Below are 16,371 nucleotides of genomic sequence, written 5' to 3' on the forward strand. Positions count from 1 at the left end.
GCCCGCTTAGCGTGATTGCCGGATCGGGGCGAGGCCTATTCCGGGTGCAGCGCTGTATAGAGTTCACGCGCCTCAGGCAGCGCTATCAGGAGATAGAGCGGGAAGGCAGCGGTGATCAGGATCAATACAACAGGCACGAAACGTGCGGCTTCGGGCAGGCGCAGCTCGTCCTGAATGGCCGACACGCATGTCAGCATCAGGCTTGCGAGGGCCAGCCCGGCAAGCGTGTCGCTCGGCCAGTGCGCACCAAGATAGATTCGAGAGACGGCGATCATGATGGCGAGCACACCAAAGGCCAAGGCGAGTAGACGGCCGGGAAGCTTGCGGAATACGGCCAGCGCGAGCAGGGCCAATGCGCCATAGATGAGCGCTGAATTGGTGGCATGCCCACTCGGAAAGCTGAAGGATTCAACGCCGCCATAGAGATCGACTGTGGGTCGGGGACGGGCGATCGTCATCTTCAGAAATTTCACGATGAGCGGCATCAGTGTGAAGGCCGTGCCAAAGAGCAGGGCTTCGCGCCACGCCTTTGCAGCCAGCAGGGCCAACACGGTCGTGAAGGCCACGAAGACAAGAAAGCGAGTGTTCCCGAGCGCCGTGACGGCGAGCATCAGCAGGTTCAGTGTTTCGGTGCGAAGGGCGGGCACTGCGTCCGTGATGGCACGATCAAACGCCTCAAGCGGCCAGAGGCCGGCCTCGCCCAAGGCAAGACCGGCGAATACAAGCAGGCTGAGACTGGCGCACAGCCATTGCGTTCGGGAAAAATGCATGAGGCTTGAATGCCTCACACATCATCCGGTTCCAAGCCCTAGCGGCGGTTCATCACCATCTGGAAGATATCGTCCACGGCATTGCCGTCGCCATCTGCATCGAGAAGGCCGCCGAGCATACCCATCGCGCCGGTCTGGGCCTGAGCCTTGGATTGTCCTCCCAGAAGGCCGCCCAGCAATCCGCCGATACCGCCTTGCGCAGGTTGAGGCTGCTGGCCGCTCAACATGCCGGCAAGTGCGCCCGCCATGTCAGGCTTCTTGGTCTGCTTGGAAAGCGAGGCCATCGCCATGGACGCAACCATGGGCAAGACGGATTTCAGGACCTGTTCGCTGAGGCCGGTTTTCTGGGCAGCCTGCGCGGCGACCGCTCGGCTGGTGTCTTTCGATCCGAGCAAATGGCCGAGAATGGCATTGCCATCGGCGATGGCGTTCGGTTGAGCCAGAGATTCCGGCTGGTCGAGATATTGCTCATGCTGGCCGTTCTGCAGCGCGCCGAGCAGGGATTGAAGCCCGCCGGGCTGTTGGACATTACGCTGAAGACCACCGGCGATGGCTGGCAACAGGGCCTTGATGGCCGCTTGCGCCATGTCCGGCTGCAGGCCAGTCTGTTGCCCTACCTGTTGTACGGCAGCGCCATTATTCGTTTGTGTCAGCATGTCAAAAAGGTTGATCCCAGCCATTCCCGTCTCCGTTCAGATTTAACTTGGGTTATACGTAACAATCGATTGTTGAACGCAAGATGACTGGACGGGTGGGAATGTCAGCTGGGTTGAAAAGCGCAGTCTATACCGGGTCGCGGGCGCGGAAGATTTCTTCGTCCAGTTCGCCCTCCCATTTCGCCACCGCCGTCGCAACGGTGAGATCGCCCGTCACATTGGTGACGGTGCGCATCATGTCGAGGATGCGGTCGAACGGGAACAGGACGGCAATCACGACGACAATCTGTTCCGGCGTGGCCCCGATCACGCTGAGCGTAGTGGCGGCGAGGAACAGGCTGACCGAGGGAATGCCGGCTGTGCCGATCGAGACGAGCGTCGCCATCAGGATGATGGTGAGATACATGCCGGCCGTCATGGGCGTGCCCATGGCCTGGGCCGCAAACAGGGCAATCACACCCTGATAGAGCGCGGTGCCGTCCATGTTGATCGTCGCGCCGAGCGGCAGGACGGAAGAGGCGACCGGCTTGCCAATGCCCAGGTTTTCCCGCGCACAGGAAATCGTCATGGGCAGTGTGGCATTCGAGGAAGATGTCGAGAAGGCGACGGCCTGCGCGTCGACCGCGCCGCGGAAGAAGGGGATCAGGGGCAGGCGCAAGCCGCCCCGAATGATCAGGCCATATGTGATCAAGATGTGCAGGATACAGGCGAGATAATGGGTGAGCGTCAGCTTGCCGAGGAAGACAAGAATGTCGAGGCCGCGCTCGCCAAGCACCCAGGCCATCAGGGCGAAGACGCCGAATGGTGCTGTTTCCATGACGATCAGCGTCAGCTTCATGACGGCTTCAGCCGCGCTGTTGATGACATTGGCGAGTGGCTTGCCGGCTTCGCCCGTCATCAGGATGCCGATGCCGAGCATGATGGCGAAGAAGATGATCTGCAGCACGTCGCCATTGGTCAAGGCTGCGACCGGATTGGTCGGGATGATGGAGAGCAGCGTATTCATCAGCTGTTCGCCGATGCTGCCCGGTTGCGGGTTTGCATCGAGCCGGGCTTTAGCCTCGGCAATGTCAGCCGCTGAGGCAATCGAGAGGTCAAAGCCTGCGCCGGGCTGGATCAACGTGCCCATGAGCAGGCCGAAACTGACGGCAATGACCGTGGTGCCCATATACATGAGCAGGGCGCGCCCGCCGAGGCTGCCGAGCTTTTTGGGATCACCCATGGCCAGCACGCCGGACAGCAGCGTGGTGAAGATCAGCGGGACAACCAGCATCTTGATGAGGTTGATGAAGGCATCGCCAATAGGCTTGGCCCAGGTGGAGACATTGTCGCTGGCGGCTTCCGGGCCGAGCCCATAGCGAAGGCCAAGGCCGACGAGTGCGCCCAGAACCAGACCTGCGATCACCCGTTTCCAGAGATCAATGCCAAACCACCATTTCATAAGCTGCTCCTGCCCCGTCTGTAGCGCCCGACGGTACGGCGCGCTGCCGGGGAAGGCAATCGCGCGGTGCGCATTCCTGCAGCTTGCCAGTCGGATGATGAAAAGCCTATCAGGCAGGATGCAGTCTTCCCTGCCCTCCTTGCCGATTGATGATGTGCTGGCCGAAATCTGCGCGGGCCTGCGCGACCATGCGCGGCTTGTGCTCGCGGCGCCGCCCGGCGCAGGCAAGACGACGCGCGTGCCCCTGGCGCTGGCGGGCCTGCTCGGCGAAGCCCCCATCATTGAAGGCAAGATCATCATGCTGGAGCCACGGCGCATTGCGGCGCGCATGGCGGCGCAGCAAATGGCAAATTCTCTTGGAGAGAAGCTCGGCCAGTCGGTCGGCCTGACGACAAGGGTGGACCGGAAAGTGTCTGCGGCGACGCGGGTGGAGGTGATTACGGATGGCCTGTTCACGCGGCGCATCCTTTCCGACCCGGAATTGGCAGGCGTCGGCGCGGTGATCTTTGACGAATTCCACGAGCGTAGGCTGAATTCGGATTTGGGACTGACGCTGGCGATGGAAGCCCAGGGCGCTTTGCGCGACGATCTGAGAATCCTGATCATGTCGGCCACGCTCGATACGGAAAAGGCATCCAGCGTGCTCGGGGCTCCGGTCGTGGAGAGTCAGGGGCGGCAATATCCCGTGGAGTCGAAATATCTCGGCCGGTCGCAGGACCGTATCGAAGACCGTATGGCAGCTGCTGTGCGCAAGGCGTTGCGCGAAGAGGAGGGCTCGATCCTCGCCTTCCTGCCCGGCGCGCGGGAAATCCAGCGAACGGCCGAACAGCTAGAGACCGTGCCTGACAATGTGCGCGTGGCCCCTCTGTTCGGCGCATTGAGCCCGGCAGAGCAGGATGCGGCCGTGTCACCGGCGCCGGAAGGAATGCGCAAGATTGTGCTGGCGACGGATATTGCGGAGAGCGCGCTGACCATTGAAGGCGTGCGGATCGTGATCGATTCCGGCCTCTCGCGCGTGGCGGAAGAGGCCGCCGGCGGGCTGGGGACGCGTTTGTCCACCGTGAAGACCTCGCGTGCGTCAGTTGATCAGCGTCGCGGCCGGGCGGGGCGATTGTCGCCGGGTGTCTGTTACCGGTTATGGGATGAGGCGGCGACACGGGGCCTGATGGCCGCGCCGGTTCCGGAAATTCTGAAAAGTGATCTCTCCGGGCTCGTCCTCACCCTCGCGGAATGGGGCGAGCGAGACGCAACGCGCCTGACCTGGATGGATGCGCCGCCTGCTGGACGGCTGAAGGCGGCGCAGGAACTGCTCTCGACGTTAGGTGCCATTGATGAAACGGGCGCGTTGACGGTGCTTGGCTCTGAAATGGCTCGCCTGCCCTTGCCGCCCCGGCTGGGTGCCCTGGTGGCGAGCGCACCGAACGCGGAAGCGCGCGCGCTGGCGGCGGAGATTGCGGCTCTTGCCGGGGAGCGGGGCATGGGCGGAAATTCACCGGATCTGCGCGACCGGCTGGCCGGGTTCCGCCGCGATGGCTCGCCGCGCGCCCGCAGCCTGAAGGCGCAGGCGAAAAGCTGGGGGAAGGGGGCTGCGCCGGGCGGGGATGTGGCGAAACTTCTGGCGCGCGCCTGGCCGGACCAGATTGCCCGCAAGCGCCCCGGCAGTGCGGGCAGCTACCTCATGGCGTCAGGGCGCGCAGCCATGCTGCCGGAGACCGAATCGCTGGCGAAGCAGGATTGGCTGGTGATTGCAGACCTTGGCGGCGCAGCGAAAGAGGCGCGGATTTCGCTGGCCGCGCCGATTTCAGAGGCGGACGCGCTGGAAATTGGCGGCATCGTCTCCGAAGACCGGGCCAGCTTCGACCCAAAGACCGGAAAATTTGCCGCGCGGCGGGTGAAGGCGCTCGGCGCGATCATCCTGTCGGAAAGTCCGCTGCCAAAGCCGAGCCCGACTGTGGCCGCCCGCGCGATGCTTGAGGCAATTGCGGAAGAGGGCTTCGAAGCCATCGGCGCAGGCGATGTGGTGCGCGAAACACTGGCCCGGATTGCAATGCTTGAAACAGCCGGGTGCTTGGATGAAACGGGTTGGAACACAGTGAAACTGGTTGAGACGGCAAGCGACTGGTTGTTCCCCCTGTTGAAACGGAAAGGTGCGCAGGTGCCTGCGCCCCATGCGGTGCGCGAAGCCCTGATCGCCTCGCTCGACTGGCAGGTGCAGGAAGCGCTGCGCAAGGAGGCGCCGCTCAGCCTGTCGCTGCCGTCCGGCCAGACGGCGCAGGTCGATTATCTCGATGATCGCGCGCCGCTCATATCTGCGCGGGCGCAGGCTTTTTATGGGTTGGGTGACCACCCGAAACTGGCTTCGGGGCGGGTGCCGGTAACCGTGGAAATGCTATCGCCGGGCATGAAACCTGTCGCCACGACACAGGATCTCGGCCGGTTCTGGGGGGCGGGCTATCTGGACATGGCCAAGGACATGCGCGGACGCTATCCGAAGCATGACTGGCCGGCCGATCCGGCCTCCGCAAAGGCCCATGAAGGGCGCACAAAGAAAAGATTGTAAGGAACCGGGCGGGGGAGGTGGCGTTTCTGTTTGCATAGTCACTTATGGAGACGACCATGAAAATCGCCAGCCTGACAATGATTTCTGCCGCAATGGCAGCCCTGGCGGCCCAAGCAGAATTGCCCGCTCCGCCGCAGGAGCCGGTCACGTATGAAACGGCCCCCGCTGCCTGCGCTGTCGAGGAATTCACGATCTATTTCGAGCGGGGTGTTACCCAGCTTGGCGATCAGGCTGAAGCGGTTCTGGATGCTGTGGCTGCGGATACAGCTCAGTGTGAATACTTCCGGATTGAAGTCGCCGGCCATGCAGATGCGACCGGTCCGGAAGACGTCAATCAGCGTGTTTCCGAGGACCGTGCCGAAGCTGTAATGGCCGCTCTGGAAGCCCGCTGGATTTCTGCTGAGCAGATTGGTGTCATGCCGAAAGGCGAGGCCAGCGCCTATGCGGCCAATGGCCTGGTCGAGCCGTTGAACCGGAAAGCGACGGTCCGTCTCGTTCCGGTTTCCGCGAACTCGCGGGATTCCTAGAAGTTCCTAATGAGGGCGGCTCTCGGCTGAGTCGCCCCATTCCATACCCATATTCTTCTTCATCCAGTCTGCAAATGTTGCAGGCTTTTCGAGTGTCTTGGGGTCGAGTGTTCCGTAAGCGACGAGCGGACCATCGCGCCCCTCAAGCCGGACGCCTTTGACGCGCTGTGTGCCTTCGGTCCAGTCGGCATGAGTGGAGGGATCGAGCAACAGCATGACCTGCTGGCCGCCTTTGCCCTCTTCATCCCGGCCAAAGACCAGGCCGTATACTTTCTCCCGACCGAACAGCCCATGGCTGGATGCCTGGCGTTTGCCGTCCAGCAGGACTTCATCCCAGAGCAGGTTCCGTCGCCATTGAAGGACGTGCATCTGCTCATCTTTCACGATCTTGATATCGACATGGTGCAGGGACAGGCGAACGATCTCGGCGTGCATGGCTAATCTCCAAATTATCGAAAAACGATAATGTCAATTATGCGCAGCGTCAAGGCGTCTCGAATGGGCAGGGGGATTGGTAGGTTACTGCCGCGTCGGTGCCCGGATGGCGGAAGATCAACTCGGTCGCGTGCAAGTGCAGCCGGGAGGTCATGTACAAGGCATCATCATGGGCATAGAGGTCATCGCCCAGGATTGGATGCCCCAGCGCGGCAAGATGGACGCGGAGTTGGTGAGTTCGACCGGTGAGGGGTGTCAGCTGAACCCGTGCAGCTTGTGCGTGGCGCGTCAGGACCTGAAATCTGGTCTGGCTCGGCTTTCCTGTTTCATGGTCCACTTTCTGGCGAGGCCGGTTGGGCCAGTCATTCACAAGCGGCAAGTCAATCAGGCCGGCATCCTCGACGGGCGGCTGCCAAACATCGGCGAGGTAGGTCTTGTGCACACGACCTTGTTCAAATTCAGCGGACAATGCGCGCTGCACATGCTTGGATCTGGCAAACAGCAACAAGCCACTCGTCGACATGTCCAGGCGGTGGACGGTCAGCGCGTCGGGATAGGTTTGCTGGATACGTGTGCGCGCGCAGTCGGCCTTTTCCGGACCACGCCCTGGAACAGAGAGCAGTTCGGCCGGTTTCTCCGCGACGATCAGCCAGTCATCGACATGAAGGATCGTCGGCATTTCGGCCGGGGGTGTGTAGGGGGATGTCAAACCAATCCTGCTCCGTTGGAACCAGACCCCCACACATACGTTTGCAGGGGGACGCCTTCGCTCTGGGGGCTGACTGATAAAGGAGTTATGGAAATGAAAAAGCCACTTATTGCAATTCTGTTCGGTCTTGGCGCATTCGGTCTCGCAGCCTGCGACACCAATGAGGGCCCTGCTGAAGAACTCGGTGAAGAAATTGACGACGCTGCAGACGAACTCGAAGACGAAACCAACTAGTCCGGTTTCTCTCGACAAAGAAAAGCCAGCCTTTCGGGGCTGGCTTTTTTTATTGGGCTGTTTTGGGCGGACGTTTCTAGCTGGAGCGCGCAGATGCGGCTGTTACCTCGGCTTTCTGGTGATTGATATTCTTGGCTTCCGCAAAACTCTTCGCATCCAGATCCATCACGTCGACGATTTCGCGCGTGGTCGGGTTGAAGAGCGCGATGCGGTGGCCGAATCGCACGGTCTGGAGGTTCGGCTTTTTCAGGGAACCCTCGAGAATGATTGGAAACTCAGCACTCGTCGCAGGGACTTTTACAGGCAGTATCATGCCGGGAACGATGGAATCTTCCAGCGGCGATGCGCTAAGGCAGATGCCACGTTTCTCAATGCCAATCTCGCAGTCGCGCCCCTGAAGGGAGAAGTCGCGATCATAGATGGCAAAGTCGGCTTCCTGAAAATGATCCACCGGCGTCACGTCAGGCCGGGGCAGGCTCGGCTGTAGCACAACAGCCAGTCCTGCAGCGGCCGCAGCGCCTGTTGAAAATAAAGTAGAAACAATGGTTTCGGGGGTCATGGTGTCCATCCAGCTATCTGGTGGACCAATGCATTCACCCCGGCTTGGTTCCAGCAAATGTGTCGGGACGTGTCATTCGTGCGGCGCAAGTGTGAGGCGAAAGACCGAGCCCGCGGGGCCAGTTTCAGCCAAGACCAATTCGCCGCCCATGGCTCGCGCCAGCTCTCTAGCGATGACAAGCCCAAGTCCGCTGCCCGTTTGCCGGGTCGTGCCGGCAAACGGGGTGAACAGGTTCGCTGCGGCCTTCTCCGGCATGCCAGGACCCGTGTCGGAAAAGACGATTTCATTGGTCTCTAAGCTGACGAAGATGCGGGAAGGGTCAGACCCGGCCGCTGACATGGCTTCGGCGGCATTTCGGAGCAGGTTTGCGGCGATGCGATGCAGGTGGTCAGGATCGGCCATCACATGTTCCAGCATATGAACATTGTTGACGAACTCGACCGATGGCCAGGCGGCGAGCGCTTCGTCGGCGGCCTCATCGAGCGCCTGTCGCAATTCAACCTGCTCCAGTTCTGCCGGCTGGGGCGTCGCCTTGCCATAGTCCAGCGTTTCGGTTGCCAGTGTGATTGCGCGGGTGAGCGCGCGCTCGAGTCGGGGGGCAGCCTTCTGTACACGCACGTCGTCCGAGCGGGCCAGGGAATCCGAAACCAGCTGGGCTGATGCCAGTGAGTTGCGGAGATCATGGTTGATCTTTGCCACTGCGGTGCCAAGTTCGGCCAAGTGAGAGCGCTGCCGGAAGCTTTCAGCCACGGCGCTCTCCATGTCGGCCAGCGCATTCTGGGCCCTGCCGATTTCGTCGCGCCGTTTGGTGTGAGGCAGGCGACGGGTCCATGAGCCGGGATCCATCCTGAATTGTTCGACGCTCAGCGTAACCCGCTGCATGGGACGCACGACGAGGAGGTGGAGCAAGACATAGATGATCGTGGCGGCGGCAAGTGCGATCAGCAGGGAAAGAGCGGCAATGCGGCGTGCATAGGCCAACAGCGCGGATTTCATCGGTGCGTGCGGCATCAGAACTTCGATGACCCGGTCTTCGTTCACGCCCTGCGCGGTGACTACCAGCACACGGTCATCCCGTGCGAAGAACGCGCCAAACGTATTGGCGACGCGGTTCGTGGATGTTGCCTCTCGCAGGTCGAGCATATGCATGTCGCCATCCAGAGGCATTTGGGCTGGCAATAGCTGGAAACGCATGTCGTCTTCCATTTCGGTGACGGCCCAGACTTCGGCATATTTGAGGAGTTCTGCCGACAATTCTTCGGAAACCGATCGGTCCGGCGCAGCTTCGAGGGCGAGGGATGCGATCCGGGCGGCTTGAACGCGTTCGGTCAGCCAGCTCGTACGGAAACCGGATGCACTCGGCACAAAGATGAAGGCTTCGACGACCAGAATGGCGAGTATGGTCAGGCCAAACAATCGAAATGAGAGGCTGTCGAACCAGCGCGCCCCGGCGCGGGTTTTCGTCAGAGCCGGCGGGGGCAGGTCGGCGGTGTCGTTCACACCGCCTGAACTAGCCTAGGGGATACGTTGGAGCAAGCCGACGAGTCGCTTTGCGCTCTTTCCGAACACAACATCGGCATAGTGCGCATTGGCAGCGCGTTTCACCCCTTCGGCCCGGGTAGGGTAAGGAGAGATGAAATTGGTCAGTTCCTTCACGCCAAGTCCATTGGACATGGCCACAGAAACCAGTTGAAGCAAGTCTCCGGCCTCCTTGCCGACGATTGACGCACCGAGCAGTTTGCCTTTGCGCACAATCAGTTTCACTTCGCCTTCTGTGTCAGCTTCGGCAATGGCGCGGTCGCTCTCCTCGAATTGGAAGCTCGGCGTCGTGATATCGTCTCCATGCTTTTCGCGGGCTTCGGCTTCTGTCAGACCCAGCTGGGCGACTTCCGGCGATGTGTAGGTGACGGCGGGCACCGGCAGGCTGTCTGCTTTTGTCCGCTGCTTGAAGAAGGCGCGGCGGGCAAAAACCGAGGCGTGCCAGCCAGCGATATGCGTGAATTGTTCGCGGCCGGCGGCATCGCCCAGCGCCCAGACCCGGCGGTTTGAGGCTGACCGTAAATTGTCGCCGACAATAATGCCCTTTCGGTCATGATCGACGTCGCCCTTGTCGAGATCCATGCCGTCAAAAACGGTCTGGCGACCGACGGCGACGAGCAGGTGTGATCCTTCGACCATCCAGGCCTCGCCGTCCTTTGGCTCTGTGTGGACGCGGATGGTCTTTCCGTCCTGTTCAACCTTCGTAGCCTTGTAACCTTCCAGAAGAGTGACGCCTTCGGCGCGCAGGGCTTCGATGGCGATCTCGGCGTGGGCACGGTCGGATCGACCGAGTGCCTTGCCCATCTCGATCACGGTGACCTTGGCACCGAGCCGGACAAAGGCTTGCGCCATTTCCATCCCGATTGGACCGCCGCCGAGGATGACAAGGTGTTCGGGAAAGTCCGGCAGGTCGAAAATGGTTTCATTGGTCAGGTAGGGTGTGTTGGCGAGTCCTTCGATTGGCGGAATGAAGGCACGAGATCCTGTGGCGATGATGATGCGCCGGGCCTTTACCCGCGTGGTCGGGGAGATGACGGTGTCCGGGCTGGCAAACTTTGCATGTTCGCGGATAACCGTGCAGCCAAGGCCTTCAAATCGTTCCTGACTATCAACCGGCGCAATGGTCGCGATGGACGTGCGCACGTGCAACTTCACCCTTTCCCAATCGATTCTTGGCGGTGTGGTCTCGATACCGAACTTGCCAGCCTCGCGCACATGGGCGGCGGCCTTGGCAGCGCTGAGCAGGGCTTTCGACGGGACACAGCCGGAATTCAGGCAATCACCTCCCATCTCGCCTTTTTCATACAGCACGACCGAGAGCCCGAACTGGGCTGCACCAGCCGCAGCCGACAGGCCAGCTGACCCAGCGCCGATAACGACAAGATCGGCTTTCATCTCGCGCATCGGGGCGGCGCCCGGCGAATGCGGCGCAGGGGAGGTCGCGACCTTGTCTGGATCCGCCGATCCGGCGAGCGGTGCACGGGCATTTTGGTCGGCATTGTCGGACATCAGGCAGCCTCTTCAATCTGGTTGGCCTTCTTGGGAAAGAACTTCTTCCACGCGACGGGTAACAGGGACACAACGCCCAGGGCGATCGCGGCGGGAAGCAGGTTCTGGAAAACGGAGGCAAGATCGGGATCTTCGCCCTTGGCGAAGGTCGCGCCGAGCCCTGCGCCGACCCAAGTATAGGCGATCACACCCGGTATGATGCCGAGCGCCGTCGTGATGGCATAATCTCGATACTTGGCGCCGAGGATGGCAGGCAGGATATTGGCGACAGGGAACGGCATGGCCGGAATGAAGCGCATGGCAAACATATAGGCCATGGGGCTGTTCTGGAATTCGGTTCGGACCTTGTCGGCATAGCCGCTTGCGATCTTCCGCATGAAGCTGCCCAGCGAAGTCTTTGCTGCCAGGAAGAGCAGGCTGGCGCCGAGGGTTGCGCCCACCACGGTGGCGAGCGTGCCGCCGGCGAGGCCGAACAGGAAGCCCCCACTGATCGTGATCCACAGTGCGCCGGGCAGCATGAAGACTGTGCTGGCTGCATAGACGCCCACATAGGCGGCAATGGCCAGGATCAGGTTGTCTTCAACGAACGCGCGTAGCGAGGCCTGCTGCTGGCGCAGTGTCTCAAGCGAAAGATAGTCGAACAGGCCGAAGAACCATGCGGCGATCAGGCCACCCGCAATCAGGTAGAGGGGCCACAGGCGCAACCAGAGCGGGCGCGAAGCGTGTTGGGTTTCTTCGGTCATTTGGCAGGGTCCGTCCGGGTATCATTGAGCGACCAGTCATAGGTGTAGCCGCGGATTTTGGGCGTAGCGCGGATATTCTCGGCGAGCGCCGGCTCGGCATATTGAAGCAGGTGTTTGATAACGCCATCTTTCGATCCGCCGAAATCGGCCTCAAACCATTTGTAGATAGACGATAGAGTAAGGCCGCGGTTTCCGACCGTTACACCACGAGGGTGATTGATGTAAGCACGCGCAGCGGCGTCGAGGTCTGCATCAAGTGTGTTCGCCGTCCAGGCGCGAGTGAGCAGGTTCGGGCAACCATAAGAGGCGCAATTGATGGCGTAATGGACGCGCGAGTCCCCGAAGCGGGGGCGCAAGATGTCGTGCTCAATGGCATCGAGCGAGACTTCGCGGCCGCCAGCCATTACGGTCACTTTCTTCCAGGGCCCCCCGAACAGGAAACCGTCGCGGATCGAATCCAGCGGGTACTTCTCCGCGATGTAGCGAACCGTCACAGCATTGTAGAGATTGGCCCATGCAGCGAAAGTGGCATCGTCCGTGCCTGTCAGGTCACGCGCCTCGAAGCTGGCGATATAAGTGTCGAGCGTCGCGCGGTCGGCGGGACTGGTAGAAAGCGCGGCATAGTCCACGCGGTTCACGCCGTCCGTGCTTTCATGGACATAGGTTTCAAGAAGCTGGGTCCATGCGTCATTTCCCTGCGCCACACCGGGCAGGGCGAGGCAGCTGGCCAGAGCCAGGCCAACGAGCGGGCGAACAAGAAAGTGGAGATCAGGCATAAGCATCGGGTCTGAAGTATGGGGCGAAAGATGCCCCCGCATAGCCTGATGCCTGGAAAAGATCGCGTCACGACTGCGTGCGCCGGGCTAACGCCCTCGTGAGGGAGATGTCAGCGACTGCCTGCGCTGGCGTGCGCGTCCAACTCCATCCAGTCCCGGAAGGGTAGGTTGTAGACCATATCCATGACCTCGAACCCTATCCCATTGGGGCGGCGAGAGCTCGAGTTCCAGAGGATAACGACTCCGGTGTCGCGGTCCGGATCGAACAGGATATAGGATCGGTAGCCTTCCACCGCGCCGCGATGGCCAACCACCCGGTCGCCCGCCTCTCCGTATTTGTAGACGCGCCAGCCAAGCGCGTAGCGGGCATCCCGGACTGTACCCCGATAGCGTCGGGACATGCCCGATTGTTCGCGCCGCGTGTAAATGCGCGGCGTCTGGAGCAGTTCGAGGGCGGAATCACTGAGGATATCCGGCAGCAATCCCATATGCGCCCGGGCATAGAGCGCAAGATCGCGGATCGAACCGTTCACGCCGCCGGCCGCAGGGACATTGTAATAATCGTCATTCACGATCTTCTTGCGCGGTGGGCCGGCCGCGCGGCTGTTCTTTGAATGCGGACGGGCCCAGGACCGGGAGTTTTCAAGCCCGGCGCGACCGATGCTGGCCGTTACCATGCCGATGGGTTTGAATATTGAGGTCTCTACGGCATCAGCATAGCGCGACTGGGTCACGTCCTCGATCACTTCGGCGATGCTGTCATAGGCAACATTCTGATAGGTGTGACAGTCACCAATCGGACAGATGGGCTTCAGTGATTTCAGGCTGTTGCGAATCTCGGCTGGGTCCCAACCATCTTCCAGCCGCGTATCATAGGCATTTGGCAGGATACCCAGTCGGTGCGAAAGCACATCTTCGAGCGTCGCCGTGGTTTCACCGCCATTGGGAAGTCGCAGCGTGGTTGCGTATTTCGATACCGGGTCGGTGATGTTCAGGCGCGCTTCTGTCGCAAGGATCGCGACTTCGGTCGCGGCCACACCTTTGGACAAGGATGCCCAACGAAACACCGTCTCGTCTGTAACGGGCTCTCCGCCCGACTGGGTGATGCCATACCCTTTGGCAAAGGCGACCTCGCCCCGGTCGATCACGGCAACAGAGAGGCCGACAATGTCTTCATCTGCGGCGAGCCGCGTCAGCCGGGCATCCAGACGGTCATAGTCTATGAACTGTGCGTGCGCTGTGATGGGAAGCGCGATCATGGCCAACAGGCACGGGATGGCAAAGCGTGGAAACCGCATTGGACCTCTTCGAACTCTTTTGCCCAGCCTCAGCGTGCAGAGTTCACAAGACTCTCTGGCCATGTAAAGAGTCTTGGGCGCGGAGAGACAGATTTATTCGGTTCTGGCTGTCGGTTCGGCTTGACTTCGAACCTCTGCTGCCTGTATTGGCCCCTCTTTCCGAGATTCTTAGCTTTCAGAGCAGACCCATGAAACGCACTTTCCAGCCAAGCAACCTTCGCCGCAGCCGCACCCATGGTTTCCGCGAGCGCATGTCGACTAAGAACGGCCGCAAGGTGCTGGCACGTCGCCGCGCCAAGGGCCGCAAGTCACTGTCCGCTTAAGGCGGCAGGCCACGGACCGTCTCACGCAGGCGGCAACAGGCCATGACCAGCAAAACAGATAAAACCGAATTTGAGGTCGCCCGTCTTCGCGTGCGACCTCAATTTCTTTATGTGCGTCACGGAAAAACCGAGCGGCGCAAAGCCCTTTTGGTGCAGGCGCGACGCCGTAAAGGGGCCAGTCCGGGCGCGCATGCCGGCGCTGGATTTACCGCCACCAAGAAGATCGGGAATGCGGTCATTCGCAACCGGGCGAAACGGCGCTTGCGCGAAGCGGCGCGTGTTCTCTTGCCGCAGCATGGAAAACCGGGGTGGGATTATGTCTTCATTGCACGTATGGACACCGCTGACATTGCGTGGCCGCGTTTGCTTGACGATATGGAAAGCGCGCTGATAAGCCTCGCCGCTGATTAACCCCTGCCGCCGATTCCGGCGTGCTCAAAAGATTTGCCGGGATCCCGCCAGATGGAAAAACCTGACCAGCGCAATTTTCTGATCGCCATGGTCGCGATGATCGCGTTCGTTTTTGCCTACCAGGCCTTCATCATGAAGCCCGCCCAGGAAGAATTCGAAGCCAATCAGGCCGTGCGCGAGGCCGAGCAGCAAACCGGCCCGACAGTGGCCTCTGATGCGCCGGCGATTGCTGAAATCAAGCCGGTCGAGGAAGCGCTGCAGGATGATGCCCGCGTGCCGTTTGATGCCGCCTCTGTGGATGGGTCGATCCGCCTTGCTGGCTCGCGCATCGACGATCTCAGCCTGAAAAAGCACTACCTCACTGTCGACAAGGAACAGGAAGTTCGCCTGTTTCGTCCGGAAAACACCGAGTTTGGATATTTCGCCACCTGGTATTGGGCGGATGGATCGAAATTGGTCGCAGGACGCAATTCGCCCTGGAGCCAAGTCGGGGAAGGGCAGCTGACGCCCGGCAATCCGTTGATACTGCGGCTCGAGACAGAAGGCCTTGTCATCGACCGGGTGATCTCTGTTGATGAGGACTATCTCTTCACCTTCACGGATACGGTCACCAATAATTCCGGCGAAGCGCGCCAGCTTCGCGCGATTGGCTCGATCGAGCGGCATGGGGATTACAAGGAATTCCTTGAGACAACCGATCCGGGCTCCTCGGCCAAGAACGGCCTTGCACATATGGGTCTGATGGGCGTCGTGAACGGCGAACTGCGCTTGAAGAAATACAAGCCCTTGTTCCAGTTGAAGGACATCAAGGGCGAGACCAGTGAAGGCACGTTCCCATCTGACCAGGGCGGTTGGTGGGGCCTGTCGGACATGTATTGGCTGGGCGCGCTCGTGCCCCAACAGGACCAGTTCTTTGCGGGCCTTGTTGACAAGCGCAAGCTGTCACGTGGCCAGCCGCTGGAAGTGCGCACGGAATCCGCGCCACTGACGATTGCGCCCGGCGAAAGCCAGACCATGGCCAACAGCCTTTATGCCGGTGCGAAACGGTTTGAAGTGCTGCAACAGTATCAGAACGAACTGGGTATTCCCCGAATGGTGGATGCCATCGACTGGGGCTGGGCCTTCTTCCTGACCAAGCCCTTCTTCTATGCGCTGGAATGGCTGTCCGGCATTGTGGGCTCGTTTGGCTGGGCGATTCTGGCCTTCACGGTTCTGATCAAGCTCCCGCTCGTGCCGCTCTACAATCAGAGCTACAAGTCCATGGCGAAAATGAAGAAGCTGCAAGAGCCGATGCAGGAAATCCGCGAGCGCTTCAAAGCCGATCCGCAGCGCCAGCAGCAGGAAGTCATGAAGCTGTACAAACAGGAAGGCGCGAACCCGGTCGGCGGCTGTTTGCCGATCCTGTTCACGATTCCCATCTTCTATGCGCTCTACAAGACGCTTTATGTGACCATCGAGATGCGCCATGCCTCTTTCGGCTTCCTGAAGGATTTGTCGGCACCTGATCCCACGGCCATCGGCAACCTGTTCGGTCTCATCCCGTGGTGGTCAGCCGCGGACATCAAGGCGATTCCGATCATCGGCATCATCATTGGTATTGGCATCCTGCCAATTCTCTATGGCGTGACCATGGCGGCCATCCAGACTCTCAGCCCGCCACCTCCAGACCCGACACAGCGCCGGATCATTCAGGCCATGCCGCTGGTCTTCATGTTCGTGTTCGGCGGATTTGCGGCAGGCCTTGTGATGTACTGGGTATGGTCAAACCTGCTCTCCTTCGCGCAGCAATATTTCATCATGCGGCGGAACGGTGTCGACACCGAGATTGGCAAATTTGTCAGCCGACTTGTGCGCGGCAAGAAGAAAGCGGCGGACTAGTCT

The 16,371-nt window shown here is 60.6% G+C and carries 17 protein-coding genes; 6 read left to right on the forward strand and 11 right to left on the reverse strand.

The features are described from left to right. Nucleotides 1-35 precede the first annotated feature (35 nt). The 3 genes from CFA77_RS01070 to CFA77_RS01080 all read right to left on the reverse strand — a co-directional run bounded on the left by CFA77_RS01070 (nt 36) and on the right by CFA77_RS01080 (nt 2,867). Nucleotides 36-770, reverse strand: coding sequence for a phosphatase PAP2 family protein (locus tag CFA77_RS01070; protein WP_206991885.1), 735 nt, complete (start codon nt 768-770; stop codon nt 36-38). Nucleotides 771-808: 38 nt separating this feature from the next. Next, complete coding sequence (locus CFA77_RS01075) at nt 809-1,426, reverse strand: DUF937 domain-containing protein (protein ID WP_242517439.1); 618 nt, start codon at nt 1,424-1,426, stop codon at nt 809-811. A 127-nt stretch (nt 1,427-1,553) separates the two neighbouring features. Then, complete coding sequence (locus CFA77_RS01080) at nt 1,554-2,867, reverse strand: dicarboxylate/amino acid:cation symporter (protein WP_206991887.1); 1,314 nt, start codon at nt 2,865-2,867, stop codon at nt 1,554-1,556. A gap of 118 nt (nt 2,868-2,985) precedes the next feature. On the opposite strand from CFA77_RS01080, the gene hrpB reads away from it, so the two are divergent. Together hrpB and CFA77_RS01090 are read left to right on the forward strand one after the other, a co-directional pair. Next, nucleotides 2,986-5,427, forward strand: a complete 2,442-nt coding sequence (hrpB, locus tag CFA77_RS01085) for an ATP-dependent helicase HrpB (RefSeq protein WP_206991888.1) — start codon at nt 2,986-2,988, stop codon at nt 5,425-5,427. 56 nt (nt 5,428-5,483) lie between these two features. Continuing rightward, nucleotides 5,484-5,954 carry an OmpA family protein gene (locus CFA77_RS01090; RefSeq protein WP_206991889.1) on the forward strand — a complete coding sequence of 157 codons (471 nt, stop codon included), beginning with the start codon at nt 5,484-5,486 and terminating at the stop codon, nt 5,952-5,954. Nucleotides 5,955-5,960: 6 nt separating this feature from the next. On the opposite strand, the gene CFA77_RS01095 is transcribed toward CFA77_RS01090, so the two are convergent. Next, nucleotides 5,961-6,389: a hypothetical protein gene (locus tag CFA77_RS01095; protein WP_206991890.1), complete on the reverse strand. Its 429-nt coding sequence runs from the start codon at nt 6,387-6,389 to the stop codon at nt 5,961-5,963. Nucleotides 6,390-6,438: 49 nt separating this feature from the next. After that, nucleotides 6,439-7,068 carry a pseudouridine synthase gene (locus CFA77_RS01100; RefSeq protein WP_242517440.1) on the reverse strand — a complete coding sequence of 210 codons (630 nt, stop codon included), beginning with the start codon at nt 7,066-7,068 and terminating at the stop codon, nt 6,439-6,441. A 123-nt stretch (nt 7,069-7,191) separates the two neighbouring features. Here CFA77_RS01100 and CFA77_RS01105 point away from each other — a divergent pair, with 123 nt between their 5' ends. Next, entirely contained in the window at nt 7,192-7,332 is a 141-nt protein-coding gene (locus CFA77_RS01105; RefSeq protein WP_198019834.1) for a hypothetical protein, read from the forward strand. 76 nt (nt 7,333-7,408) lie between these two features. Here the strand turns inward: CFA77_RS01105 and CFA77_RS01110 are convergent, their stop codons facing one another. From CFA77_RS01110 to CFA77_RS01135, 6 genes are all read right to left on the reverse strand, one after another. Continuing rightward, on the reverse strand, nt 7,409-7,891 hold the full coding sequence (locus tag CFA77_RS01110) for a hypothetical protein (RefSeq protein ID WP_206991891.1): 483 nt from the start codon (nt 7,889-7,891) through the stop codon (nt 7,409-7,411). Between the two features lie 72 nt (nt 7,892-7,963). Beyond that, nucleotides 7,964-9,391, reverse strand: coding sequence for a HAMP domain-containing sensor histidine kinase (locus CFA77_RS01115; RefSeq protein ID WP_242517441.1), 1,428 nt, complete (start codon nt 9,389-9,391; stop codon nt 7,964-7,966). A 15-nt stretch (nt 9,392-9,406) separates the two neighbouring features. Then, entirely contained in the window at nt 9,407-10,939 is a 1,533-nt protein-coding gene (locus CFA77_RS01120; protein WP_206991892.1) for an NAD(P)/FAD-dependent oxidoreductase, read from the reverse strand. Beyond that, nucleotides 10,939-11,682, reverse strand: a complete 744-nt coding sequence (locus CFA77_RS01125) for a TVP38/TMEM64 family protein (RefSeq protein WP_206991893.1) — start codon at nt 11,680-11,682, stop codon at nt 10,939-10,941. The genes CFA77_RS01120 and CFA77_RS01125 overlap by 1 nt, the downstream gene beginning before the upstream one ends. Next, nucleotides 11,679-12,458, reverse strand: a complete 780-nt coding sequence (locus tag CFA77_RS01130; protein ID WP_242517442.1) for a DUF547 domain-containing protein — start codon at nt 12,456-12,458, stop codon at nt 11,679-11,681. Before CFA77_RS01130 ends, CFA77_RS01125 begins: the two co-directional genes overlap by 4 nt. Nucleotides 12,459-12,568: 110 nt before the next feature. Then, a complete protein-coding gene (locus CFA77_RS01135; RefSeq protein ID WP_206991895.1) occupies nt 12,569-13,756 on the reverse strand; it encodes a serine hydrolase in 1,188 nt (395 codons plus the stop codon). A gap of 188 nt (nt 13,757-13,944) precedes the next feature. Here CFA77_RS01135 and rpmH point away from each other — a divergent pair, with 188 nt between their 5' ends. From rpmH to yidC, 3 genes are read left to right on the forward strand one after another with little or no spacing between them, the layout of a single operon-like run. Continuing rightward, nucleotides 13,945-14,079, forward strand: a complete 135-nt coding sequence (gene rpmH / locus CFA77_RS01140; RefSeq protein WP_034817532.1) for a 50S ribosomal protein L34 — start codon at nt 13,945-13,947, stop codon at nt 14,077-14,079. A 42-nt stretch (nt 14,080-14,121) separates the two neighbouring features. Then, nucleotides 14,122-14,490: a ribonuclease P protein component gene (gene rnpA / locus CFA77_RS01145; protein WP_206991896.1), complete on the forward strand. Its 369-nt coding sequence runs from the start codon at nt 14,122-14,124 to the stop codon at nt 14,488-14,490. Between the two features lie 51 nt (nt 14,491-14,541). Beyond that, nucleotides 14,542-16,368 carry a membrane protein insertase YidC gene (gene yidC, locus CFA77_RS01150; RefSeq protein ID WP_206991897.1) on the forward strand — a complete coding sequence of 609 codons (1,827 nt, stop codon included), beginning with the start codon at nt 14,542-14,544 and terminating at the stop codon, nt 16,366-16,368. The last annotated feature ends 3 nt before the right edge of the window (nt 16,369-16,371 follow it).

Origin of the sequence: Hyphomonas sp. KY3 (assembly GCF_017309975.1) — a bacterium.
In the GTDB taxonomy this organism is placed as follows: Bacteria; Pseudomonadota; Alphaproteobacteria; order Caulobacterales; family Hyphomonadaceae; genus Hyphomonas.

Excerpts from the sequence above, each read along its gene's own strand:
- CFA77_RS01110 (WP_206991891.1), bottom strand. The coding sequence starts at position 7,891 with ATGACCCCCGAAACCATTGTTTCTACTTTATTTTCAACAGGCGCTGCG.
- CFA77_RS01080 (WP_206991887.1), bottom strand. The coding sequence starts at position 2,867 with ATGAAATGGTGGTTTGGCATTGATCTCTGGAAACGGGTGATCGCAGGT.
- CFA77_RS01120 (WP_206991892.1), bottom strand. The coding sequence starts at position 10,939 with ATGTCCGACAATGCCGACCAAAATGCCCGTGCACCGCTCGCCGGATCG.
- yidC (WP_206991897.1), top strand. The coding sequence starts at position 14,542 with ATGGAAAAACCTGACCAGCGCAATTTTCTGATCGCCATGGTCGCGATG.
- hrpB (WP_206991888.1), top strand. The coding sequence starts at position 2,986 with ATGCAGTCTTCCCTGCCCTCCTTGCCGATTGATGATGTGCTGGCCGAA.
- CFA77_RS01095 (WP_206991890.1), bottom strand. The coding sequence starts at position 6,389 with ATGCACGCCGAGATCGTTCGCCTGTCCCTGCACCATGTCGATATCAAG.
- CFA77_RS01105 (WP_198019834.1), top strand. The coding sequence starts at position 7,192 with ATGAAAAAGCCACTTATTGCAATTCTGTTCGGTCTTGGCGCATTCGGT.
- CFA77_RS01125 (WP_206991893.1), bottom strand. The coding sequence starts at position 11,682 with ATGACCGAAGAAACCCAACACGCTTCGCGCCCGCTCTGGTTGCGCCTG.
- rpmH (WP_034817532.1), top strand. The coding sequence starts at position 13,945 with ATGAAACGCACTTTCCAGCCAAGCAACCTTCGCCGCAGCCGCACCCAT.
- CFA77_RS01090 (WP_206991889.1), top strand. The coding sequence starts at position 5,484 with ATGAAAATCGCCAGCCTGACAATGATTTCTGCCGCAATGGCAGCCCTG.
- CFA77_RS01100 (WP_242517440.1), bottom strand. The coding sequence starts at position 7,068 with ATGCCGACGATCCTTCATGTCGATGACTGGCTGATCGTCGCGGAGAAA.
- CFA77_RS01130 (WP_242517442.1), bottom strand. The coding sequence starts at position 12,458 with ATGCCTGATCTCCACTTTCTTGTTCGCCCGCTCGTTGGCCTGGCTCTG.
- CFA77_RS01135 (WP_206991895.1), bottom strand. The coding sequence starts at position 13,756 with ATGCGGTTTCCACGCTTTGCCATCCCGTGCCTGTTGGCCATGATCGCG.
- CFA77_RS01075 (WP_242517439.1), bottom strand. The coding sequence starts at position 1,426 with ATGCTGACACAAACGAATAATGGCGCTGCCGTACAACAGGTAGGGCAA.
- CFA77_RS01070 (WP_206991885.1), bottom strand. The coding sequence starts at position 770 with ATGCATTTTTCCCGAACGCAATGGCTGTGCGCCAGTCTCAGCCTGCTT.
- rnpA (WP_206991896.1), top strand. The coding sequence starts at position 14,122 with ATGACCAGCAAAACAGATAAAACCGAATTTGAGGTCGCCCGTCTTCGC.